The following is a 21486-nucleotide window of genomic DNA, read 5'->3' as shown; positions in this document are numbered from 1 at the left end:
TCAGGTGTTCAAGAACTTGCCGCGCACGTAGACGAGCGGCGGCTTGGACTCGTCGATGCGGACGGAAACCACCCGGCCGACGAGGATCTCGTGGTCGCCGCCGTCGTGGGCGGCGTGAAGTTCGCACTCGACCACCGCCACGCAGCCGGACAGCACCGGGGCGGCGGTGGCGCCGGCCTCCAGGGCGGCCAGGGCGAAGCGGTCGTCGCAGCCCGACTTGGCGAAGGCGTAGGCCAGCTCGCCCTGGTCGGCGGCCAGGATGTTGACGCAGAACACGCCCGCCTCACTGACGGCGGCCAGGGTGCGGCTGCCGCGCTTGAGGCAGGCCAGCACCAGCGGCGGGTCCATCGACAGCGACGAGAAGGCGCTGACCGTCGTGCCGCTGAGCCGGCCGTCCAGCGCCGTGGTCACCACCGTCACGCCCGCCGCGAAACCGCCCATGGCCTTGCGGAACACGGCGACGTCGGGAACCTCCAGAGCCTGGACCGCGCCCATCACTCGCCCCCGAAAGGGTTGTCGCCATAGACCGGCGGGGCGCGGTTCTCGGCGTCCGCCGTCTCGGCCCGGCCGCAGACGGCCAGGGCGGTCAGGGCGTAGACGAGGGCGCTGTCGACCAGGTCCTTCGGCGTCGGCCGCCAGCGGGAGAAGCCGGTGGTGATGGCCGGGATGCGGTGCATGTTGAAGACGTTGTGGTCGCGCCACATGCTGGAATAGACGCTGGCCGCGCGGGCCACCGGATGGCCCAGCGACAGCTGGGTGGCGACGTCCACGGCGCCGACCAGCGGGGCCACCTCGGCCGCGTCGGCCTCGAAGCCGTGGCGCACGACCACCGGCTCGATCTCGATCCCCGCGATGCCGGTCTCGCGCACCATGGCCTCCAGCGAATGCTGGATGTCGGCCACGCGCTGGCGAGGGTTGAGGCCCACCTCCAGATAGAGATTCACCCGCTCGGTGCCCGCCCCGAAGGCGTAGGGAATACCGCCGCGCACAGACGCCAGCTGCGACTTGGGCTGGGCGACCCCGCCCGGGCTCTCGTAGAGGCTGGCCTTCTCCCACTGGCCGCTCCAGGCGTGGATCGCCTCGGTCAGCTTGCCCAGCTTGTAGATCGGGTTGGGATGCTGGTCGGCGCTGGCCGGGTGGGCCAGCAGCGGGGTGAACACGCCCTCGCCCCACACCGTGATCCTAAACACCGCATAGCCGCAGCCCACCCAGGTCAGGCCGAAGTCGCAGCCCTCGGCGGCGATGGCGTAGTCGGGGGCCACGCCGCCATGGTGGAACAGGTAGTGGGCGCCGATGTCCTTGCCCATGTAGGCGACGCCGCGGTGCTCCTCGATCGGCTCGGGACCGATCTCGCCGGGGCAGGCGGTCAGGTACATCTTGCCGGCCAGCTCGTAGCCGGCCGCCTTCAGCGCCTTGGCGGCGATCAGGAAACAGGCCATCGGCCCGCGGTCGTTGGCGATCGGATAGCCGTAGAGCTTGCCGTCCTCCAGCCAGCACTTTTCCCACTCGGGATTGGCCAGGGTCGAGGGGCTGTACTTGTAGGCGTCCAGGTCCGGGTTCCAGGTCGGCGCCTCGGTGTCGAGGTGGGCGGTGAAGAGCAGGTTCTTTCCAACACCCTTGCCGCCGTGCGTGCCGATGACGTTCGGGCGTTCCGGCGTCGCCCCCACCTTGCGCGGCGAGAAGCCCTCGCGCGCCATCCAGTCGTAGACGTAGTTGGCCGCCTCCAGCTCCTTGCCCGAGGGCGCGGGGATGTTGCCCAGCGTCAGGGCCAGCTCGACGATCTCGCTCTCGCTGATCGCGGCGGCGATGGCGGCGCGGTCGGCCTCGGTGACGACGTAGGGGGCGGCGACGCCCGCGAGGTTGGCGAACCCGTCGGCCATCACGCGGCCTCCTTCCAGGCTTTGGCGACCTCGACGCTGTCGGTGAGGATCGCGGTGTTGAGCCCCATCGTCTTCAGCGCCACCTCGTGCAGGTCGGGCTCGTAGGCCGCGCAGGCGTCGGCGGCGACGAAGACGTGGTAGTCGAGATCGAAGGCGTCGGCGGCGGTGGCCGCCACGCAGCACTCGGTGGTCAGGCCGCAGACGACCAGGGTGTCGACGCCCATGGCCTTCAGGCGAGCGTCGAAGTCGGTGCCGACGAAGGCGCTGTAGCGGGTCTTGGCCACCACCAGCTCGCCATCGGCGGGCTGGGGACCATGGAAGGCGCTGCCCGGACGGCCGGCGCGGCACAGGGCCGCCTCGCTGTCGGGATCGCCGCCGCGCCGACACATGCGCTCGTTCCAGGCCGGGCTGTCGGTCGCCGGCGAGGTGAACAGGCCGACGAACACCACCGGCGCGCCCGCCGCCCGCGCCGCCTCGACCAGGCGGCCGGCCGCGTCGACGGCCGGCGCGACCATGCCCATGTCGACGCCGTAGCCGCCCAGCACGCCGTCGGGCGAGGCGAAGTCGACCTGGATGTCGATCACGACCAGGGCCGTGCGCGCGGGCGCGATCCAGGCGGCGACGTCGCTCACGAGAACACCGAGCGCAGGCCCGGCAGGATCTCCGAGCCGAACATCGACAGACCCTCCACGTAGTCGGGGAAGATCAGCATCAGCCCGTCCAGCTCGCAGTCGGTGACGAAGCCCTCGACCCGCTCGGCGCAGGTGGCAGGCGAGCCGACCACGGTGTGGGTCATGAACGCGCCTTGCTGGGCGGCGACGGTCGACAGCTTCTCGGCCGGCACGCCCCAGCTTTCCAGCATGGCCAGGATGGCGCCCATGTCGGCCCCGCCCTTGTAGCGCTCCACCAGGGCCTCCGCCCCCGCGTCGCTCTCGGCGTGGACAACGGTGCACATGGCGTAGGTCTTGATGGTCTTGCCCATGCCTTCGGCCGCAAGCTTGGCCCGGCGGCTGGCGTCGCGGCGCTCCTCGGGCGTGCGGCCGCCGATAAAGCAGACGTCGGCCTCGCGCACCGAGAACTGGAAGCCCCGGTCGCTCATGCCCGCGCAGATCAGTTCGGGGCGGGGCCTGGAAAGCGGCTTGGGCTTGGACTGGCAGTCCTTCATCGTGAAGAACTTGCCGTCGAAATCGACGCTGTCCTCGCTCCACAGCCGCTTGACGATCTTGGTCCATTCCTCGGTCAGGACATAGCGGTCGTCGTGGGTCAGGGCGTCGTCCCAGGCGCCCATCTGGGCGAACTCGCCGCGATAGGCGCCGGCGACGATGTTCAGGCCGGCGCGGCCGCCGCTGATGTGGTCGAGCGTGGCGATCATCTTGGCCGCCACGGCCGGGTTCTGCAGCAGCGGGTGGATGGTGGCCCAGATGCGGACGTTCTTGGTGGCCTCGGCGATGCCGGCCATCATCGTCACCGACTCCAGGGCCGTGCCCCAGTGGTCGGTCTCGCCGCCGAAGCCGCGGAACTTGCCCATCGACATGACGAAGTCCATGCCGACCTCGTCGGCCTTCACGGCCGCGGCCTTGTTGGTTTCATAGAGGCCGTCGAGGACGGGGGTGGTCTTGGAGATGATCCAGCCGCCGTTGGCCACCGGCAGGAACACCCCGAAGTCCTTGTGCTTGGAGGGGCTGTGATACATGGCGGACATCCTCGGCTAGGCGGCGTCTTGCAGCAGGGTGGGAATGGGCTCGCCGATCGGCTCGGCCGTGGCGGCCTTGCGCGGCGGGCGCATGAACAGGGCCGCGACGAAGATCAGGCCGATCACCGCGGCGAAGAGCTGGAAGGTGGGGGCGAAGCCGCCCAGCTGGTCGCGCATCATCCCGCCGATCACCGGCCCCAGGGCCGAGACGGCGCCGACCAGGCAGACCATCGAGAAGAGCTCGAGGTTGTTCTTCCGGCCGTAGTAGTTGAGCAGCAGGATGCTGACGGCCAGCACGGTCATGCCGAAGCCGATCCCCACCCCGACGGCGAACAGCATCATCAGCGGCCAGGTCGTGGCGTGGGTCAGGGCCAGCAGGCCGACGGCCATGACCCCCTGCGCGCCCGCCAGCAGCCAGCGCGGGTCGACGCGGTCGCCCACCAGGCCCCCGCCGGCCCGGGCGGCCACCTGCATCAGGGCCTCCAGGCTGATCGCCGAGATGGCCACGGTCGAGGCCACGCCCAGTTCGCCGAAGTGGCTGGGGGCCAGGCTGACGGCGGTGACCCCGCCCAGCAGGTGGGCGAAATAGGCCGCCAGGATCACCCAGAACTGCGGAGTGCGGACGGCCTCTTTCACCGTCCAGTCGACGGCGGTGCGATAGACCCTGGTCGTGGCCGGAGCGCTCTCGATGTCCTGCGCGACGGCCTTGTCGGTCTGCGCGGCGGCTTCGGCCAGCCAGGCCTTGCTGCCCACCAGGGCGGTGCAGATGAGGCCCACGACCAGCGAGGCGGCCGCCTGCATCCACCAGTAGGGCCGCCAGGCGCCGCCGGCGATCTCCATGCCCGACAGCGCCATCCACGGGCCGACGACGCCGCCCAGCGAGCCGATGGTGAAGTAGATCCCGAACGGCAGGGCGCGCTTCTTGAACAGCATGCCCAGCACGTGGGTGCCGGGGATCAGGGCCATCATCTGGTAGCCGACGCCCAGGAGCGCCGTGCCGACCAGATAAACGGTCAGGCCCGGCGTCGCCGCCAGGCAGGTGAAGCCCGCGACCATCACCGCCGAGCCGGCGACGATGGTCGGCCGCACGCCGAGCTTGCGGATCAGCAGGGCCGGCAGCCACGACGAGCCGCCGCAGAAGGCGCCCAGCAGGGTGAAGCCCAGGAAGGCCGGACCAAAGCCCCAACCCTGCTCCTTGATCATCGCCGGCAGCACCACGCCCAGCGACGAGAAGGTCGAGGCGGTGATCAGGAACAGCAGCAGGGCGAAGACCGACAGGATCAGCCAGGGACGCCAGGGGGAGGTCGGCATGGCGAGGCTCTCTCTTGGAACTCAAGGAAGGGAGCGACGCGCCCGTTGCAGCGAGCGCGCCGCAGGGGACTAGAACTTCCGGGACAGGGTCACCCGCCACTCGCGGCCCTTGGACGGCAGGGCCGCCAGGTTGGCGTAGGTGTCGCCGACCGGCGTGAAGTAGAGCTTGTCGAACAGGTTATCGACGTTGAGCGTGGCGGTGTACGGCCCGTACTCGTAGGCGACCGAGCCGCTGGCCACGGCGTAATCCGGATAGACCACCGCGCCCGGCACCGTGCCCGAGGTCTTGGTCACGCGGGTCACGCCGAGCGTGGCGGCGACCTTGCCCCAGTCGTAGGCGTCGGAGGTATAGGCGCCGTAGAGGCTGAGCACCGATTTCGGGATCAGGGTGTAGTCGTAGTCGCCCGGCCGGACGCTGTCGAAGCTCCACACCACGTACGAGCCGCCAAAGCCATTGGCCCCGCTGACGCCGACGGTGTGCACCGGCACGTACTGGAACGAGGTGTCGGGGCCCTTGACCGTGGTGTGCTGGGTGTTGCCCGAGAAGGTGAAGCTGAAGTGCTCGCTGGCCAGCCAGCGGACCTCCAGCTCCACGCCCTTGGCGCGGGTGCCGGTCGGGGTCTGGGTGATGCCGGTCAGCTGGGTGCGGTTCTGGCGATAGCCGGCCAGCGAGCCGACCAGCGTGCCCTTCAGCCACTGGAACTTGATCCCGGCCTCGGCCAGGTCGCCGTCCGACAGCCAGGCGTCGCCGGCGTCGGCCACCAGGCCAGGGGCGATGTCGCCGGCCTGGCTCATCTCGAGCGCCGAGGCCTTGGCGTAGGTGATGTAGGGCATCAGGCCGAACGGGGCCTTGTAGGTGGCGCTGGCGGTGTAGGTGCCCTTGCCCTTGGCGGCCTTCTGCTCGCCGGCCACGGTGTACGAAAGAAAGCCGGTGTCCTGCGAGGTGACGTCGTAGTCGTCGTAGCGCCCGCCCAGCATCAGGTTCAGCTTCTCGCCGACCATGATGTCGGTGGTGAAGAACAGGCCCGCCTGCGTCCATTCGGAGCGGTTGTCGTTCTCCCAGGCTACCCCGTCGCCCGGGTTGAACGGGCTGCCGATGATGTCGGTGGGGGTGGCGCCGAAGGCGATGTCGCGACGGTCCAGCGCGATCAGGCCGCTGTTGTAGCTCTCGCGCCGGCGGCCGTCGAAGCTGCGGTAGGAGGCGCCGACGAACGACTTGGCCTTCACCGCGCCGTCGAGGAACTCGTTGGCGAAGTTCCAGGTCAGGCGCGCTTCCCAGACGTCGCTGTTGAACCAGGCCGGATAGCCGTAGGAGACGAAGCGCTTGTTCTCCAGGCTGTCGTAGAACAGCTGCAGCTTGATCGAGCTGTCGGGCGACAGCTCCCTGGCGATGTCGAAATAGAGGGTGTTGGTCTCGGTCTTCGAGAAGTCGGCGCCCGAGATGTAGACCGTGCGCGGCGACAGCTTGGTCGTGCCCACGCCGGTGTCCAGCGTGTGCTTGGCGTCGGTGGTCGGGAAGCCGTAATAGGCCAGGTACATGGCGCTGGCGTACGGATAGAAGCCGATCTCGCCGGGCGTCAGGCGGCCGTTGCCGTCGGCGTCCACGAGGCTGGTGTCGCGGCCGGTGATGTAGGTCCCGTTGTCGATCAGGTCCTGGGTCAGGCGGTTCCAGCCCGGGGTCTGCACGTCGCCCTTCGAGCGGTACAGCATGCCGCCGACGGCCGTGCTCCAGCCGTCGCCGAGATCAAGGTCGGACGAGACCTGCAGAGTCTGGCGGCGCGGATAGATACCCTTGTAGTAGCTGTGGCTGTCCTCGACCTCGCCATAGACATGCACGCCGCCGACGACGTCGCCGAGGTTCACCGGCAGGCCGACCTGGGCGGTGGCGTTCTTGCGGTTGTAGCTGCCGTAGGTGGCCGTGACCTCGCCTTGCGTCTCCGACAGGTAGCCGCCCTCGCCCTTCCCCGACTTGGGAATGAAGTTCAGCATCCCGCCGACCTTGCCCGAGCCGTAGATCGGGGTGGGCGGGCCGCGCACGATCTGGATCTGGTCGGCCGCGCCGATCGGCGTGGCGTAGGTGCCGCGGTTTTCGATGCGCTTGAAGCCGCGGAAGTAGTTCTCGGCCAGGGTGCCGCGGATATTGAGCGCGCCGGGCACGCCGTAGAAGCTGGCGGTGTAGGTGCCCGGCGAGACGGCGGTCAGGCCGTCGATGGTCTCGATGCCGTAGCGTTGTAGCGTCAGGTCGGAGACGAAGCTGGCCGAGCGCGGCGTCTCGATCAGCGGCTTGTCCAGGCCGAAGACGGTGTTGTTCGGCTCTTTCTCGATCAGGCCGGCCTTGTCACGGGCCTTGACCACGATCTCGTCGACAGCGTCCGGCGCGGCGGCCGACGGATCCGGGTCGGCCGCGTGGGCGGCGCCGGCCAGGGCGAGCAGAACGGCGGCGGAGCAGCCCGCGAGCAGCATTCCTTGGTTCGACATGACGGTCCTCGTTCAAGGCCGTCGCACTCCCGCCCTCGGCGGTTATCCCCAGAGCGACGCCTCTTGCGTAAAACCATCGCCTCGGCTCGTTCCCTGCGTCCGGGGCGGCATCTGTAATTTCACTCAAAATGTTCGAGACGCCCAGGATTTGCCCCCCTCTGCGCGGCTTTCGCCCACGGCGGGACCAAGGAACTTGATCCAGAGCGAACGAGACCGCGACTCAAGCGCCGTGGCGACGCCGATCGCGCCTCGGGACCGAAAGATCGCAGCACAACGTCCGATAGTGTCGCAGCCCATCGCCACCTTGGCTTCGACGCCGCCGGGCAGTCCGGCGGCTGGAACAAAAGAAGAACAATGAGCCTCAAACCTCTTATCGGCACGTTCGGCGGCGCCGGCATCGTCGCCAACGGCGTCAACAACGACGCGCCCGGCATCACCGCCGCCTTCGGCGGTACGGACATCGGCTGGGTCGCCCAACAGGGCGCGCAGTACTTCATCGACAGCTGGGACGCGGTCATGCCGGTCGGCAAGAACCTGCTGATCGAGCCGGGCTGCACCTTCCACATCAAGAACGCCACGCTCTATCTGATGGGCGAGGTGGAGCTGCCCACCGAACGCCAGGTCTTCATCCTTGAAGGCACTGGCAAGGTGGTCGGCCTGCGCAGCCTGACGCCCGAGATGTTCGGCGCGCAAAAGGACACTGCCACCGACGCCGCCTTCATCCAGCAGGCGCATGACTGCCTGGAAGCCAGCGGCGCGGCCCTGGGCGGCCCGATGGAACTGCGACTGCTGAGCCGCGAGTACAAGCTGCATGCGCCCATCTTCCTGCGCCCGACCCAGACCTTCTCGCTGACGCTGCGCGGGGCCGGGGTGATGAACGACGGCACCCGGCTGATCGCCTCGTCCGACGCGGCCCATCCGTGGAGCGGCCAGGCCGGCCAGGCGCTGGTCAACCTCACCGCCACGGCGCTGCCCAATGCGGACGGGGCCTATACGGAGACCAGGATCGAGAGCCTGGGACTGGTCTGGAACGCCGGCGGCTGCGCCACCGGCCTGCGCCTGACGGGCGGCGATCCGCTCAAGCCCAGCCTGCTGCAGGACGTCTTCATCCAGGACTTCGAGGTCGGCCTGCACCTTTCCGACGCCCGGATGTGGAGCATCCAGCGCTTCGGGATCTGGGCCGAGCACCGGCAGAACGCGCTCGGCTGCCTGATCGACGGCGGCAGCGGCGACTGCAGCTTCCATGACGGCCAGCTGACCATGAAGCTGGCCACCGGATCGCGGGCCCTGCGCGTCGCGGCGGGCTCGGGCGAGTGGGTCGCGGGCCTGCGCTTCAACGGCGTGATCTTCTACCACGCCGACCGGGGCGCCGAGATCCACACCGTCGGATCGGGCAAGGTGGGCGACGTCTGGTTCAACCCCGGCTGCCAGTTCGAGGGCGACAACGAGGTGGCCGGCGTCGGCGCCGCGCGCGTGGCCTCGCTGCAGGCCGACGGCGGCACGATCGACAACGTCAACTTCAACGGCGTCTATGTCAGCGGCTTCGCCGCCCAGCAGCCGGCGGTGGAGATGGTCGCCACCGGCACGGGCGCGATCAACGACGTCAGCCTGGTCGCCAACTGGTTCGTCGGCGTCCAGGGACCGGTGATCAGCGCCTTCAACGCCAATGGCCTGATCGTCGCCAACAACCGCTTCAGGGAGGTCAACGCCACGAACATGCTGCAGTTCTCGCTGGCCAAGCGGATCGTGGTCTGCGGCAACACCCTGTTCCAGGCCCAGGCCGTGCTGACCAACGGCGCGCAGATCGAGGCGACCTGCGATGACTTCGTCGTCGCCGACAACGTCTTCAAGAAGCCGATCAACAACCTGGCCGGAACCTCGGCCAGCCGCATCGTGGCCAACAACGTCTGACCCGGCGGTCGCCGGCGGCCCCGCGCCGCCGGCGACCTTCGAACCTTTCGGCGAGCACATGACGAAGATGTAATCTCAGGCTGAAAGGCCTAGCTGTTTACAAACGTATTACATCGCCCCACATTGCCACTCATGGTCGCGCTGAACACGCCCTTGAGTGTACGATTGTCCGAAGAGGACGCCCTTTTCCTCGCCGGTCTCGAACTGGAGGGGGCGATCACGGCCAGCGACAAGGTGCGCGGCCTGATCCGCCAGGCCCGCCGCCGCGCCGAGACGCCCGCCGGCTGGGACGCCGCCCTGGCCGCCGCTCACGACATCGCCGCCCCGGCCCTGAAGGCCCTGCGCGCGGCCGAGCTGGCCTCCGACCGCCACTCCACCGTCGCCCTGGCCCTGACCGCCGCGATCGAGGAGATGCTGGCCGTGCTGCTGGCCGCCCCGGCCGAGCTGGCGGGCGCGGATCCACAGGCCCTGGCCCGCCACGAGGCGCGCCTCGTCGACTGCGCCGCGCGCCTGACCGAGCAGATGCTGCGCTGGGGCGTGACGCCCAGCGCGCCCGCCTACGATCCGACGATCGTCTCCCGCCGCGTCGCCGCCCTGGGCGAGCTGACCCGCCTGATCACCGCCGCGGGCGACCGCCCGTCGGCCGCCTGACGAGGACCCGATGGCAGATACCCTGCGCGCCCGAGTGGGACGCATCGTCAGCGGCGGCGCCCACGCCCTGATCGACGCCCTGGAAGAGGTGATGCCCGACGCGCTGGGCCAGCAGGCCCTGCGCGAGGTCGACCAGGCGATCGACGAGGTGCGCGCCGAGCTCGGCCGCGCCATCGCCGCCCGCCACCTGGCCGCCAAGCGCCTGACCGAGCAGTCCAGCCGCCACGACGACCTGTCGGCCCAGATCGAGCTGGCCCTCTCCCAGGACCGCGAGGACCTGATCCGCGCCGCGCTGGAGCACCAGCTGGACATCGAGGCCCAGGTCCCGGTGCTGGAGACCGCCGTCGCCGACGCCGCCCAGCGCCAGGCCGAGCTGGAAGGCTATCTGGCCGCCCTGCAGGCCACCCGCCGCGAGATGGCCGAGGACCTGACCGACCTGACCGCCGCTCGCGCCAAGGCCCCTCAGCCGCCCACCGACGCCGAGCTGGCGCGCGGGGCCAAGCTGTCGGAGCTGGAGCGCCTGGCCCGCGGCCACCGCGTCGACGAACGCCTGGCCGCCCTGCGCGCCGCGCGCAACGGGGGCTGAGCCGATGTGGGGGTTCCTGTCGGCCGACGGCAACACGATCTTCCTGGCCGCCCTTCTGCTGATGCTGCTGATCGGCGCGGTCGAGGCCGCCGGCCTGGGCGGCGCTCTCGGCCACGACGGCGCCGACGGTCCCGACTTCGACCATCCCTCGCTGCTGGGCTGGCTGAACGTCGGCCGCCTGCCGCTGCTGATGGTGATCGTGGTCTTCCTGTTCGCCTTCGGGGTGACGGGCCTGGTGCTGCAGCAGCTGATCGCCGGCGTCTTCCGCCATCCGGCCCCGGCCTGGATCGCCGGACCGCTGGCGGCCGCGGTCGCCCTGCCCTTCACCCGCGTGCTGGGCGGCCTGCTGGCCCGCATCCTGCCGGGCGACGAGACCACCGCCGTCTCGCGCGAGACCCTGGTCGGCCGCGTGGCGGTGATCGTCACCGGCGAGGCCAAGGTCGGCTCGCCCGCCCAGGCCCGGGTGCGCGACGCCCACGGCCAGACCCACTACGTGATGGTCGAGCCCGACGACGACGGCGAGGCCTTCGCGCAGGGGACCAGCGTCATCATCGTGCGCAACGCCGGCGCGCGCTTCCTGGCCATCCGCAACGAAAGTGAAGCGCTGCTGTGACGCCCGCCTTCGCCTTCCTCCTCTTCAACCTTTTCCGCTTTCCAAAACTCCGGGGGTAAATCCGCATGCCAGCCCTGATCGAGATCGCCGCAATCGCCGGTGGGAGCCTCGTCGGCCTTCTCATCCTCGGCCTGATCCTGGCCCGCCTCTACAAGCGCGCCTCCAAGGAGACCTCCTTCGTCCGCACCGGCTTCGGCGGCGAGAAGGTGGTCATGAACGGCGGCGCGCTGATCCTGCCGGTGTTCCACGAGACCATCCCCGTGAACATGAACACCCTGCGCCTGGCCGTTTCGCGCAACAACGAGCAGGCCCTGATCACCAAGGACCGCATGCGCGTCGACGTGCTGGCCGAGTTCTACGTGCGCGTTCAGCCCAGCTCGGAAGCCATCGCCAGCGCCGCCCAGACGCTGGGCCAGCGCACCATGCACCCCGAGCAGCTCAAGGAGCTGGTCGAGGGCAAGTTCGTCGACGCCCTGCGCTCGGTGGCCGCCGAGCTGACCATGACCGAGCTGCACGAGCAGCGCACCCACTTCGTCCAGAAGGTGCAGCAGGTGTCGTCCGAAGACCTGCTGAAGAACGGCCTGGAGCTGGAGACCGTGTCGCTGACCGGCCTCGACCAGACGGCCATGGAGTACTTCAACCCCTCGAACGCCTTCGACGCCGAGGGCCTGACCCGGCTGACCGAGGAGATCGAGCTGCGCAAGAAGCTGCGCAACGACATCGAGCAGGACACCCAGGTGCAGATCCGCACCAAGAACCTGGAGGCCCAGCGCCAGACCCTGCAGATCACCCGCGACGAGGAGTACGCCAAGCTCGAACAGGAGCGTGAACTGGCCACCCGCCGCGCCGAGCAGTCGGCCGAGGTCGCCCGCCAGCAGGCGGAAAAGACCCAGGAGGCCGAGCAGGCCAAGATCGCCAGCGAGCAGCAGATCGAGCAGGCCAAGATCACCGCCGACCGGGCCGTGGCCCAGCAGCGCATCGCCATGGAGCAGGAACTGGGCGAGCGCGAGATCGCCAAGGAACGCGCCGTCGAGACCCAGACGATCGAGAAGGCCAAGGCCATCGAGCTGTCGGAACAGGACCGCGCAATCGCCGTGGCCGAGAAGTCGCGCGCCCAGTCCGAGGCCCAGGCCGACGCCGACAAGGCTCTTGCGCTTGCCGTCGCCGCCGAGGAGCAGGTCAAGACCGTCCGCGAACGCGAGGCCGCCGACCGCCAGAAGATCATCGAGCTGATCGAGGCGACCAAGGAGGCCGAGCGCGAGGCCATCGCCGTCAAGGTGGCCGCCGAGGCCGAGAAGACCGCCGCCTCCGACCGGGCCGAGGCCCTGCGCGAGGAAGCCAAGGGCGCGGCCGACAAGACCCGCATCGAGGCCGAAGCGACGGCGGAAGCCGTCCGCCTGGCCGCCGAGGCCGCCCGCGTGCGCTACGACGTCGACGCCTCGGGTCAGGAGGCCCTGAACAAGGCCGCCAACCTGCTGTCGGCCGACCAGGTGGCCATGGCCATCCGCATCAAGCTGATCGAGAACCTCGACCGGATCATCGCCGAGTCGGTCAAGCCGCTGGAAGCGATCGACTCGATCCGCATCGTCCAGGTCGACGGCCTGAACGGCGCGACCGGCGCCGCCGCGGCCAACGACGCTGGCGGCGGCTCGAACGGCGGCGGCAACCTGGCCGACCAGGTGGTCAGCGGCGCCCTGCGCTATCGCGCGCAAGCCCCGCTGCTGGACCAGCTGATGGCAGAGGTGGGCCTGAACGGCGGGGCGCTGTCGGGCCTGACCGCTCCGCTGGCCGAGGCAGCCCCGGACCCCGCCGCCATCGACGGCGTCCCGGCCCCGCGCCGCGCCAAGAAGGCCAAGCCCGCCGCCATCGCAGCCCCGGTGGCCGTCGAGGAAGAAGAGGAAGGCGACGAGGAGGCGTAAGCCCGCCCCTTCCCCAAATTGTCATCCCGGCCGGAGGGGCGCGCCAGCGTCCCGCAGAGCCGGGATCTCCCACGGCTCCGGCAAAGGCCAACATGGGAGATCCCGGCGCTTCGCTGCGCTACGGCCGGGATGACAAAACTGGGTGCTCAGATCCGGTTGTATGGATAGCGATCCCGGATCATCCGCTGGAAGAACCGCCCCTTCGAGCGCGATCGCGTGAAGGCCGCCGTCACCCGCTCGGGCACGCCGACATAGACGTACGCGTCCCCGTCGATGAAGGTGACGAAGAGCTTGCCGTGTTCGGGTTCGTAGTCGATCGCTCGGATCGCGGTGGAGTCCACGTACATGCGCGAGACCTTTCTTCGGAAAGGGTTCGGAACGAGGGTCTACGAGGCTGAAAGCGCATGGGACGGGGCGGCGGTTCCGACCCTGGCCGTCACGGCTTTGAGTTGCCTGCGTGAATAAGCTTAAGCTTCCCGCGCGCGGCCGTCCTTGCGCCGCATCAAAGGTTCGGGGAGGACCGCCAAGCCCATGCAAACCCACGCCCTGGTCGCCATCGTCACCCTGGCGGCGCTGATCTGCTACATCTGGATGATCCTGCGCGTGGGCGGTGCCCGCCGCCGCACCAAGATCGACGCTCCGGCCATGACCGGCCATCCCGACCTGGAACGGGCCGTGCGGGTGCAGGCCAACACCCTGGAATGGCTGGTGATCTTCCTGCCGTCGATGTGGCTGTTCGCGATCTACTGGAACGACCTCTTCGCCGCCGCCGCCGGCGCGGTCTGGATCCTCGGCCGGATCATCTACGCCCTGTCCTACGCCGCCGATCCCAAGAAGCGGGGACTGGGCTTCGCCATCCAGGCCTTCACCACCTTCGCCCTGCTGCTGGGCGCGCTGGGCCGGGCGATCTTCGTGGCGGTGAGCGTGGGGTTGTAGAAAAGGCCGTCACGGCAGCCATCGAGCAAAAAGGCTCGTCATCCCGGAAAGCCCGCAGGGCTTATCCGGGACCCAGGGGACGAGGCTCGACGCCCAGGTTCGCCCCCATTGGCGTTGGCCGATGCGATGCGGCGGCCCCTGGGTCCCGGCTCTCCGCTTCGCTGCGGCCGGGATGACGAGCTTTGTTTCAGCGGGAAGGAAATTGAGGGATCGCCCCCAAAGGCCTATAGCCCCGCCATGGTCCTGCCCGTCGACCCCGCCCGCTACAGCGCCTTCCTGGCGGCCATGTTCGTGATGGCCATCACGCCGGGTCCGGCCAACCTGTTCGCCATCGCCACCGGCATGGAAAAGGGCAAGGGCGCGGCGCTGCTGGGCGTGGTGGGCATGAACACCGCCAGCCTGGTCTGGTTCGTGTTCGCGGCCCTGGGCCTGGGCGCGCTGATCGCCGCGTTCCCAGCCGCCTTCCACGTCCTGGCCCTGGCCGGCGCGGCCTATCTGGTCTGGCTGGGGATCAAGTCGATCCGCGGCGCGCTGAAGCCGGCGAACGCCGAGGGCGCCGCCCTGGCCGGCGTGCGCATGTCGTCCAGCCGCTCGGCCTTCCGCGACGGCTTCACCGTGCAGATCGCCAACCCCAAGATCCTGCTGTTCTTCGGCGCGGTGCTGCCGCCGTTCATCGACGTGCAGCGGCCGCTGGTTCCGCAGCTCGTCATGTTCGCCGCCGCCACCATCGGCATGGACCTGATCAGCATGAGCGCCTACGGCCTGGGCGGCGCGGCCCTGGCCTCGCGGATGAACGAGCCGGCCTTCCGCAAGGGCTTCGGCATCCTGGTGGGGATCCTGCTGATCACCGCGGCGGGCCTGATCGTGGCCCGGGGCTGAGCCCGGCTTTCTAGAGTCGGCCAGCAATCTCTTTTTACATCGCGGCAACGTGTTCGCCTTGGCGAAACCGCAAAGCTCAGCCATGCATTGTGGTACGGGAGTATAGTGTCGTCCCAGAGGAACGCGTCATGCCCATCAAGAAGGCCAAATGGCTCGCGCTCGCGGCGGTCGCCGCCGCGCTGAGCGCCTGCGCCACCGCCACGCCATACCAGCCGGCCATTCCGGGCCAGAAGGCCTCTGGCGGCTTCACCGAAATGCGCCTTGAGGGCGACCGCTATCGGGTCGGCTTCGCGGGCAACAGCCTGACCAGCCGCGAGACCGTCGAGCGCTATCTGCTGTACCGCGCCGCCGAGGTGACGGTCGAGCAGGGCTACGACTGGTTCGAGACCGCCGACCGCCGCACCGATCGTACGGCCCGCACGGTGATCGACGAGGATCCGTTCATGCGGCCGGGCTTCGGCTACGGCTACCCTTACGGCTACTGGCGCCCGTCCTGGCGCTATTACGGCCCCCGCTACGGCGGCTGGCGCGCCTGGGATCCGTTCTGGGGCGACCCCTTCTTCGCCAACCGCGCCGAGGTCCGCACGATCGAGAAGTTCGAGGCCAGCACAGAGATCGTCCTGCACAAGGGCGCCAAGCCCTCGGGCGACCCGCGCGCCTACGACGCCCGCGAGATCATCAAGAACCTCGAGCCGACCATCCAGCGTCCGGCTCCGGGGCAGTAGAAACGACGAAGGCCCTCTCCATCGGAGAGGGCCTTTCTTCTTAGATCCTCCCCCTTTGGGGGAGGTGGCCCAGAGGGCCGGAGGGGGGTCGTTTTCAGCTTCCGCGGCGGCTGAAAACATCCCCCCTCAGTCGCTCCGCGACAGCTCCCCCTTCAGGGGGAGCATCTTCATCACGCCACGCAGGCCTCGAAGCCCTTCTTCAGCTCGACCTCGTCGAGGTCGCGACCGATGAAGACCATGCGGCTGTAGCGGTTGTCCTTGTCGGTCCAGGGCCGCTGGAAGTCGCCCTCCAGGATCATGTGCACGGCCTGGAACACCAGGCGGCGCTCTTCGCCCTGCACGTCGATGATGCCCTTGGCGCGCAGGATGTCGACGCCCTTGGCGGCCAGCAGTTCGTTGAGCCAGACGGTGATCTTCTTGCCGTCCACCGGCTTGTCGAGGGTCAGCGAGATCCCCTTCACGCCGTCGTCGTGGATGTCGCTCTTGTGGTCGTGGCCATGGTGGTGGTGGTCATGACCGCAGTGCTCGTCGTGCACGTGGCCATGGCCGTGATCGTGGCCGCAGTGCTCGTCATGCACGTGACCCGGCTCGCCGTGGGCGGGGTTCAGGAAGTCCGGCTCCAGCTCGGTGATCCGTTCCAGGTCGAAACTGTGCTTGCCGATGATGGCGGTCAGCGGAACGTTCGAGCGCTCGGCGCGGTGGATCGGGGCCAGCGGGTTGATCTTGCGGATCCGAGCCTCGACGTGGCGCAGGTCGTCCTCGGCCACCAGGTCGGTCTTGTTGAGCACGATCTGGTCGGCGAAGGCGATCTGCTCGACCGCTTCCTTGCTGTCGGAAAGACGCAGCATGATGTGCTTGGCGTCCACCAGGGCTGTGACCGAGTCGAGATAGGTGCGGGCCTTGACGTCCTCGTCGACGAAGAAGGTCTGGGCCACCGGGCCCGGATCGGCCAGGCCCGTGGTCTCGACCACGATGGCGTCGAAGCCGCCCTTGCGCTTCATCAGGCCCGACAGCACCCGGATCAGGTCGCCGCGCACCGTGCAGCAGACGCAGCCGTTGTTCATCTCGAACACTTCCTCATCGGCGCCGACCACCAGGTCGTTGTCGATGCCGACCTCGCCGAACTCGTTGACGATCACGGCGTAGCGCTTGCCGTGCTCCTCGGTGAGGATGCGGTTGAGCAGCGTGGTCTTGCCGGCGCCGAGATAGCCGGTCAGCACGGTGACGGGGATCTTGCCGGGAGCGGGAGCGGTCTGGGTCATGAGCCGCTATTTAGGGCGGCGAGAGGCGGAGCGGAAGCGGGGGATGAAATGCGCGCCCCTCTCTTCCCAACTTCCCGTCATTCCCGCCCCCTCAGGTCTTCAGGAACGCCACGGCCAAGCCGACCAGCACCAGGGCCCCGCCGAGGATGGTTTCCTCGTAGCGCTCAAGCCAGTCGAGGTTCAGGCGGCGCACGCCCGCCAGGGAAAGACCCGTGAACAGCAGCATGCCCGCCGCGGTGGCTGTAAGCAGCACGACGCTGAGCAGCAGGAACGCGCCCCAGCCGTGCTTCATGCCGGCCAGGTAGTAGGGCAGGAACGCCTCGCAGGGCGACAGGGTCAGAAGCACAACGAGCGCCGTGATCGCCGCCCGGTCGGAGGCGTAGGTCCGCCGCCCGGCCTCGGGCATCGCATGGCTGTGGCGTCCGCGCGCGATATAGAAGAGGCCCACGGCCACCATCAGCCCGCCGACGATCCAGTGGAACAGATGGCCAAGGCGCGGCTCGAGCGCCTGGCCCGCGATGACCAGGAGCAGGCCCAGCAGGATGGTCAGGGCCACGTGCCCCAGGCCCGCCAGCAGGGTCACGCCCAGGGTCCGCCCCGCCGACCATTTCTGCGCGCGGCCGACCAGCACGAACGGCAGCCAATGGGTTGGCAGGGCCGCGTGCAGGAAGGCCACCATGAAGCCGGTGGCCGCGATCGAGGCGAAGAAGGCGGACGTCACGCTCGCGCTATAGCCTGTTACAAAATAACGAGCCAGCGGAGTCATGCGCCGACAACTGTTCGTCTCGCGCAGCGGTGCTACAACCTTGGCCATGACGCCCGGTCCGCAGCTGCAAGCCGCCCTCGACACGGCCTATGAGGTGTTCGCGCGCCACGGCCGGCCGACGGCTCTCGACGCGCCCCCTCATCGCAGGCCCGAGGTCCTGCTCGCGAACCTGACGGCCACGCCGTTGCGAGAGCTGTCCTGCGAGGCTGTCGGCCCCTACGCCGGCTGGGCGATGACCACGGTCGGCGACAGCGGGAACTATCGCCACTTCCTGCCGCGCCTCCTCGAACTCGCCGCCCAGGGAGATTGCGCCCACATGGGGACCGATCCCGACCAGCTGGCGCGGAAAGTCCTCTACGGCGGCTTCCGCACATGGCCCGCCAACGAACGCGACGCGATCGTCGCCGTCTTCGAGGCCGCCGCCCGCCAGGCGATCGGCGAGTCCCTCGACCAGGCCACGCCGGAGCCATGGCTGACGGGCCTGGCCGAAATGGGAGCCTCCGTCTCGTCGCTTCTGCAGGCCTGGCTGGCCGCCGATTCGCTGGACGCGGGCCTGCATCTGGTCGAGGCGGTCCGTTCGGAAGCCCACGCCTCGCGCCGCGGCGGCGAGGATCAATCGGCTCCTGAAGTCCAGGCGCTGCGGCTCTGGCTGCGCGGTTCGGCGGTGCGCGAACGCCTGGAAGCCCTTCTGCTTAAAGCCCCCGAAGACGAAATCTGGAGGGTCGAAGCCGCGCTGATCGAAAGCGCCGCGTTCGTCTGACCGCCGTCCGTGGCAGGACGACACGTTGAATCACGTCAAGGGCTTGAGAGGCCCCCTTGGCCGTTGACTCACAGGCTTTCGGCGCTATAAGTGCGCCCCTCTCGCCCGCCGGGTTTCCTAGCGGGCGTTCCGTATTTTGCGAACAGCACGTTATTTAAGGCGCTAACCTATGTACGCGGTCATCAAAACCGGCGGCAAGCAGTACCGGGTCCAAGCCGGCGACCTGCTGGTCGTCGAGAAGCTCGACGGTCAACCTGGCGCGGAAGTCGCCTTTGGCGAAGTTCTGCTGCTGGGCGAAGGCGAGGCCGTGACGGTCGGCGCCCCCACCGTTGACGGCGCCGTCGTCAACGCCACCCTGATCGAAACCCGCAAGGGCGAGAAGGTGAAGATCTTCAAGAAGATCCGCCGTCAGGGCTACCGCCGCACCCGCGGTCACCGTCAGGCCGAAACGGTCCTGCGCGTGACGTCGGTCGCCGGCGCTGGCAAGGAAAGCAAGTGGGAAGGCACGATCGACCTGACCCCGAAGGTCATCCTCGACGCCCGCGCCCGCGGTCTCGGCGACGCTGCTGTCCCGTTCACCATCCCGGAAGCTCCGGCCGCCAAGGCTGAAGCCGCCGCTCCGAAGAAGAAGGCCGCGCCGAAGAAGGCCGCCGCCCCCGCTCCGGAAGCTGAAGCTTAAGATCCGCCAGGATCTTTTTGGATTGATCTGACCCAGGTCCGCGCGTCGGAAACCAGGTCAAAGATTAGGAGAGCATCATGGCTCACAAGAAATCTGGCGGCTCGTCCAGCAACGGTCGCGACTCAGAGTCGAAGCGCCTTGGCGTAAAGAAGTTCGGCGGCGAGAAGGTTCTCGCCGGCAACATCCTCGTGCGTCAGCGCGGCACCAAGTTCTACCCGGGCGCCAACGTCGGCATGGGTAAGGATCACACCCTCTTCGCCCTCGTCGAAGGCGCCGTGGGCTTCGTGACCAAGAAGCAAAACCGTACCTACGTGACCGTGGCCCCGGTGGCCCAGGCCGCCGAATAGTACGATCAGAAGTCTCTCTTCGGATCGTGCTTCCTAAACGAAGACGATCCGGACGCGACGAATACGAAGCGGGGAGTCCGGACGCCGGGCTCCCCGCTTTTGTTTGTCCACGTTCCAGAAAAAGCCTCATCCAGGCAATTGGAGCGTCACGGTCCCGCACTATCTGAGGCGCGTCGCAGTATCGGCGCCTCGCGTGAAGAAGGGCCGGGAAAGGGAGACGCGCCATGTGCGTGATCGAAAGAAGTCCCGTCATCGAGACGCGGCGGCTCGCCTTGCGGGCGCCGGACATGTCCGACGCGCCCCGCATCGCCAGCCTGGGCGCCGACTACGCCATCCCCAAGATGACCACCCGCATGCCCTGGCCCTACGGCCAGGCCGATGCGGAAGAATTCGTGGCCCGCGTCCAGGCGCAGGACTGGAGCCGCAACGCCACCTTCGCCATCGAACTGGAAGACGCCGGCGTGATCGGCGTGCTGGGCTTCTTCCCCAACGAGGACGGCCGGCTCGAGGTCGGCTACTGGATCGGCCGGCCGTTCTGGGGCCGGGGCCTGGCGACCGAGGCGCTGCAGGGCGCGCTGTCCTGGGCCGCGCACGACTGGCGGCGCAAGCTGGTCGTCGCCGGCCACTTCGCCGACAACCCGGCCTCGGGCCAGGTGCTGGTCAAGGCCGGCTTCCTCTACACCGGCGTCGTCACAGAGAAGGACTCGGTGTCGCGCGGGGCGTCCGTGGCGACGCGGATGATGGTCTGGCTGGCCTAGGGGCGAGCCGCGCCGCCGAAGAAGAAGCTTGTCATCCCGGCCGAAGGACCGCGCCAGCGGGCCGTAGAGCCGGGATCTCCCGCGCCCGCCGTCGACGCCGTGGGAGATCCCGGCGCTCCGCTTCGCTACGGCCGGGATGACACAGCAATTGGGGCTGGCGCACCGTTGCTTCGCATGATGTAGAATGCTCATCCATAATATGGGAGGCATCATGCATCGTCGCGTTCTGGCCGGCCTGGCGCTGGCCCTGACCCTCACGGCGCCCGCCGCCGCGCTCGCTCAGGCCCAGAAGCCGCTCTATCGCGACCCGGTGTTCGACGGCGCGGCCGACGTGGCCATCGCCTGGGACAAGACCGACAAGCTGTGGCGGATGTTCTACACCAACCGCCGCGCCACCCTGAAACTGGAAGACCCCAAGGACGTCGCCTGGCTGCACGCCACCGCCATCGGCGTGGCCACCTCCAAGGACGGCCTGGCCTGGACCTATGCGGGCACGGCGAACATTCCCACCGCCTGCACCGGCGAAACGCTCTGGGCGCCCGAGATCTTCACCGAGAACGGCGTCCACCACATGTTCCTGACCGTGGTGCCGGGGATCTTCCATCGCTGGAACCTGCCGGAAGCCGGCGCGAAGATCGTCCACCTGACCTCCGTCGACCTGAAGGCCTGGACCTGCGCCGACACCCTCGACCTCGGCTCGGACCGGGTGATCGACGCCGGCGTCATCAAGGCCCCGCAGGGCGGCTACCGGATGTGGTTCAAGGACGAGCGCAAGGACAGCCGCATCTTCTTCGCCGACAGCCCCGACCTGAAGTCGTGGACCCGCCAGCCGGCCTTCGTCGCCGACTTCGCCGGCGAGGGGCCCAAGGTGTTCTTCTTCAAGGGCTCGTGGTGGATGATCGCCGACGCCTGGAAGGGCCTGGCGGTGCTGCGCAGCAAGGACGCCGTGACCTGGGAGCGCCAGCCGGGCTTCATCCTCGACAAGCCGGGCAGCCAGGCCACCGACCGCGACCTTGGCCATCACCCCGACGTGGTCGTCAACGACGGCCGGGCGCTGCTCTACTACTTCGTCGGCCAGGGCAAGGAAGAGGAAGCCAAGGCCGATCCGGTCTGGAACCAGCGCACCGTGATCCAGCTGGGCGAACTGCAGGTCGGCAAGGACGGCTGGCTGACGATCGACCGCGAGGCCGCCGTGAAGAAGGGCCTGAAGGCGCCGCGATAAGAGAACCTCCCCCTCTGGGGGAGGCGGCCAAAGGCCGGTGGGGGGCCGTTTTCAGCCGCCGCTGGACCGGCCGGTTCAGCAGACGCTCCCCCCACCGATCGCTTCGCGAT

22 protein-coding genes and 1 pseudogene are annotated in these 21486 nt (G+C 68.8%); 13 read left to right on the top strand and 10 right to left on the bottom strand.

Annotation, left to right across the window (positions count from 1 at the left end):
- From G5B46_RS17025 to G5B46_RS17000, 6 genes are all read right to left on the bottom strand, one after another.
- On the bottom strand, positions 1-495 hold the full coding sequence (locus G5B46_RS17025; RefSeq protein ID WP_165260640.1) for a flavin reductase family protein: 495 nt from the start codon (positions 493-495) through the stop codon (positions 1-3).
- Complete coding sequence (locus tag G5B46_RS17020) at positions 495-1880, bottom strand: peptidase M20 (RefSeq protein ID WP_165260638.1); 1386 nt, start codon at positions 1878-1880, stop codon at positions 495-497. Before G5B46_RS17020 ends, G5B46_RS17025 begins: the two co-directional genes overlap by 1 nt.
- Positions 1880-2512, bottom strand: coding sequence for an isochorismatase family cysteine hydrolase (locus tag G5B46_RS17015; protein WP_165260636.1), 633 nt, complete (start codon positions 2510-2512; stop codon positions 1880-1882). The genes G5B46_RS17020 and G5B46_RS17015 overlap by 1 nt, the downstream gene beginning before the upstream one ends.
- Entirely contained in the window at positions 2509-3573 is a 1065-nt protein-coding gene (locus G5B46_RS17010) for an LLM class flavin-dependent oxidoreductase (RefSeq protein ID WP_165260634.1), read from the bottom strand. Before G5B46_RS17010 ends, G5B46_RS17015 begins: the two co-directional genes overlap by 4 nt.
- 15 nt (positions 3574-3588) lie before the next feature.
- Positions 3589-4884: an MFS transporter gene (locus G5B46_RS17005; protein ID WP_165260632.1), complete on the bottom strand. Its 1296-nt coding sequence runs from the start codon at positions 4882-4884 to the stop codon at positions 3589-3591.
- 69 nt (positions 4885-4953) lie between these two features.
- A complete protein-coding gene (locus G5B46_RS17000; RefSeq protein WP_165260630.1) occupies positions 4954-7362 on the bottom strand; it encodes a TonB-dependent receptor in 2409 nt (802 codons plus the stop codon).
- A gap of 354 nt (positions 7363-7716) precedes the next feature.
- Here G5B46_RS17000 and G5B46_RS16995 point away from each other — a divergent pair, with 354 nt between their 5' ends.
- From G5B46_RS16995 to G5B46_RS16975, 5 genes are all read left to right on the top strand, one after another.
- Positions 7717-9273 carry a hypothetical protein gene (locus G5B46_RS16995; protein WP_165260628.1) on the top strand — a complete coding sequence of 519 codons (1557 nt, stop codon included), beginning with the start codon at positions 7717-7719 and terminating at the stop codon, positions 9271-9273.
- Positions 9274-9438: 165 nt separating this feature from the next.
- Positions 9439-9924, top strand: a complete 486-nt coding sequence (locus G5B46_RS16990) for a hypothetical protein (RefSeq protein ID WP_240903549.1) — start codon at positions 9439-9441, stop codon at positions 9922-9924.
- A 10-nt stretch (positions 9925-9934) separates the two neighbouring features.
- A complete protein-coding gene (locus tag G5B46_RS16985) occupies positions 9935-10510 on the top strand; it encodes a PspA/IM30 family protein (RefSeq protein ID WP_165260624.1) in 576 nt (191 codons plus the stop codon).
- Positions 10511-10514: 4 nt separating this feature from the next.
- Positions 10515-11123 carry a YqiJ family protein gene (locus G5B46_RS16980; protein ID WP_165260622.1) on the top strand — a complete coding sequence of 203 codons (609 nt, stop codon included), beginning with the start codon at positions 10515-10517 and terminating at the stop codon, positions 11121-11123.
- A gap of 65 nt (positions 11124-11188) precedes the next feature.
- A complete protein-coding gene (locus G5B46_RS16975) occupies positions 11189-13042 on the top strand; it encodes a flotillin domain-containing protein (RefSeq protein ID WP_165260620.1) in 1854 nt (617 codons plus the stop codon).
- Between the two features lie 146 nt (positions 13043-13188).
- Here G5B46_RS16975 and G5B46_RS16970 read toward each other — a convergent pair whose 3' ends face one another.
- On the bottom strand, positions 13189-13389 hold the full coding sequence (locus G5B46_RS16970; RefSeq protein WP_165260618.1) for a KTSC domain-containing protein: 201 nt from the start codon (positions 13387-13389) through the stop codon (positions 13189-13191).
- A 184-nt stretch (positions 13390-13573) separates the two neighbouring features.
- Here G5B46_RS16970 and G5B46_RS16965 point away from each other — a divergent pair, with 184 nt between their 5' ends.
- Complete coding sequence (locus G5B46_RS16965) at positions 13574-13978, top strand: MAPEG family protein (protein WP_165260616.1); 405 nt, start codon at positions 13574-13576, stop codon at positions 13976-13978.
- A gap of 61 nt (positions 13979-14039) precedes the next feature.
- Here the strand turns inward: G5B46_RS16965 and G5B46_RS16960 are convergent.
- Positions 14040-14159: pseudogene (locus tag G5B46_RS16960) on the bottom strand (hypothetical protein); the annotation flags it as partial.
- 56 nt (positions 14160-14215) lie between these two features.
- Between G5B46_RS16960 and G5B46_RS16955 the strand changes: the two are divergent.
- Both G5B46_RS16955 and G5B46_RS16950 read left to right on the top strand, forming a co-directional pair.
- The gene (locus G5B46_RS16955) at positions 14216-14857 is read left to right on the top strand and encodes a LysE family translocator (protein WP_165260614.1); all 642 of its coding nucleotides are present in this window, start codon (positions 14216-14218) and stop codon (positions 14855-14857) included.
- Between the two features lie 128 nt (positions 14858-14985).
- Positions 14986-15582 carry a hypothetical protein gene (locus G5B46_RS16950; RefSeq protein ID WP_165260612.1) on the top strand — a complete coding sequence of 199 codons (597 nt, stop codon included), beginning with the start codon at positions 14986-14988 and terminating at the stop codon, positions 15580-15582.
- A 170-nt stretch (positions 15583-15752) separates the two neighbouring features.
- Here G5B46_RS16950 and G5B46_RS16945 read toward each other — a convergent pair whose 3' ends face one another.
- Positions 15753-16844, bottom strand: coding sequence for a GTP-binding protein (locus tag G5B46_RS16945; RefSeq protein ID WP_165260610.1), 1092 nt, complete (start codon positions 16842-16844; stop codon positions 15753-15755).
- 91 nt (positions 16845-16935) lie between these two features.
- Positions 16936-17565 carry a hypothetical protein gene (locus G5B46_RS16940; protein WP_165260608.1) on the bottom strand — a complete coding sequence of 210 codons (630 nt, stop codon included), beginning with the start codon at positions 17563-17565 and terminating at the stop codon, positions 16936-16938.
- Positions 17566-17608: 43 nt separating this feature from the next.
- On the opposite strand from G5B46_RS16940, the gene G5B46_RS16935 reads away from it, so the two are divergent.
- From G5B46_RS16935 to G5B46_RS16915, 5 genes are all read left to right on the top strand, one after another.
- Positions 17609-18370 carry a hypothetical protein gene (locus G5B46_RS16935; protein ID WP_165260606.1) on the top strand — a complete coding sequence of 254 codons (762 nt, stop codon included), beginning with the start codon at positions 17609-17611 and terminating at the stop codon, positions 18368-18370.
- A gap of 169 nt (positions 18371-18539) precedes the next feature.
- The gene (gene rplU, locus G5B46_RS16930) at positions 18540-19049 is read left to right on the top strand and encodes a 50S ribosomal protein L21 (RefSeq protein ID WP_165260604.1); all 510 of its coding nucleotides are present in this window, start codon (positions 18540-18542) and stop codon (positions 19047-19049) included.
- Positions 19050-19126: 77 nt separating this feature from the next.
- Positions 19127-19396, top strand: coding sequence for a 50S ribosomal protein L27 (rpmA, locus tag G5B46_RS16925; protein ID WP_165260602.1), 270 nt, complete (start codon positions 19127-19129; stop codon positions 19394-19396).
- 224 nt (positions 19397-19620) lie between these two features.
- A complete protein-coding gene (locus G5B46_RS16920; protein WP_165260600.1) occupies positions 19621-20154 on the top strand; it encodes a GNAT family N-acetyltransferase in 534 nt (177 codons plus the stop codon).
- Positions 20155-20365: 211 nt separating this feature from the next.
- Positions 20366-21376, top strand: coding sequence for a glycoside hydrolase family 43 (locus G5B46_RS16915; protein ID WP_205691736.1), 1011 nt, complete (start codon positions 20366-20368; stop codon positions 21374-21376).
- Positions 21377-21486 lie beyond the last annotated feature (110 nt).

Source organism: Caulobacter sp. 602-2 (genome assembly GCF_011043625.1).
Classification (GTDB): Bacteria; Pseudomonadota; Alphaproteobacteria; order Caulobacterales; family Caulobacteraceae; genus Caulobacter.
The sequence above is the reverse complement of the archived record's forward strand: the minus strand, read 5'-3'. Positions and strand labels throughout refer to the sequence as shown.

What these genes read in the sequence shown, in the direction of transcription:
- G5B46_RS17025 (WP_165260640.1), bottom strand. Translation starts at nt 495, where the DNA reads ATGGGCGCGGTCCAGGCTCTGGAGGTTCCCGACGTCGCCGTGTTCCGC.
- G5B46_RS17020 (WP_165260638.1), bottom strand. Translation starts at nt 1,880, where the DNA reads ATGGCCGACGGGTTCGCCAACCTCGCGGGCGTCGCCGCCCCCTACGTC.
- G5B46_RS17010 (WP_165260634.1), bottom strand. Translation starts at nt 3,573, where the DNA reads ATGTATCACAGCCCCTCCAAGCACAAGGACTTCGGGGTGTTCCTGCCG.
- G5B46_RS17005 (WP_165260632.1), bottom strand. Translation starts at nt 4,884, where the DNA reads ATGCCGACCTCCCCCTGGCGTCCCTGGCTGATCCTGTCGGTCTTCGCC.
- G5B46_RS17000 (WP_165260630.1), bottom strand. Translation starts at nt 7,362, where the DNA reads ATGTCGAACCAAGGAATGCTGCTCGCGGGCTGCTCCGCCGCCGTTCTG.
- G5B46_RS16995 (WP_165260628.1), top strand. Translation starts at nt 7,717, where the DNA reads ATGAGCCTCAAACCTCTTATCGGCACGTTCGGCGGCGCCGGCATCGTC.
- G5B46_RS16985 (WP_165260624.1), top strand. Translation starts at nt 9,935, where the DNA reads ATGGCAGATACCCTGCGCGCCCGAGTGGGACGCATCGTCAGCGGCGGC.
- G5B46_RS16980 (WP_165260622.1), top strand. Translation starts at nt 10,515, where the DNA reads ATGTGGGGGTTCCTGTCGGCCGACGGCAACACGATCTTCCTGGCCGCC.
- G5B46_RS16975 (WP_165260620.1), top strand. Translation starts at nt 11,189, where the DNA reads ATGCCAGCCCTGATCGAGATCGCCGCAATCGCCGGTGGGAGCCTCGTC.
- G5B46_RS16970 (WP_165260618.1), bottom strand. Translation starts at nt 13,389, where the DNA reads ATGTACGTGGACTCCACCGCGATCCGAGCGATCGACTACGAACCCGAA.
- G5B46_RS16965 (WP_165260616.1), top strand. Translation starts at nt 13,574, where the DNA reads ATGCAAACCCACGCCCTGGTCGCCATCGTCACCCTGGCGGCGCTGATC.
- G5B46_RS16955 (WP_165260614.1), top strand. Translation starts at nt 14,216, where the DNA reads ATGGTCCTGCCCGTCGACCCCGCCCGCTACAGCGCCTTCCTGGCGGCC.
- G5B46_RS16950 (WP_165260612.1), top strand. Translation starts at nt 14,986, where the DNA reads ATGCCCATCAAGAAGGCCAAATGGCTCGCGCTCGCGGCGGTCGCCGCC.
- G5B46_RS16945 (WP_165260610.1), bottom strand. Translation starts at nt 16,844, where the DNA reads ATGACCCAGACCGCTCCCGCTCCCGGCAAGATCCCCGTCACCGTGCTG.
- G5B46_RS16935 (WP_165260606.1), top strand. Translation starts at nt 17,609, where the DNA reads ATGCGCCGACAACTGTTCGTCTCGCGCAGCGGTGCTACAACCTTGGCC.
- rplU (WP_165260604.1), top strand. Translation starts at nt 18,540, where the DNA reads ATGTACGCGGTCATCAAAACCGGCGGCAAGCAGTACCGGGTCCAAGCC.
- rpmA (WP_165260602.1), top strand. Translation starts at nt 19,127, where the DNA reads ATGGCTCACAAGAAATCTGGCGGCTCGTCCAGCAACGGTCGCGACTCA.
- G5B46_RS16920 (WP_165260600.1), top strand. Translation starts at nt 19,621, where the DNA reads ATGTGCGTGATCGAAAGAAGTCCCGTCATCGAGACGCGGCGGCTCGCC.
- G5B46_RS16915 (WP_205691736.1), top strand. Translation starts at nt 20,366, where the DNA reads ATGCATCGTCGCGTTCTGGCCGGCCTGGCGCTGGCCCTGACCCTCACG.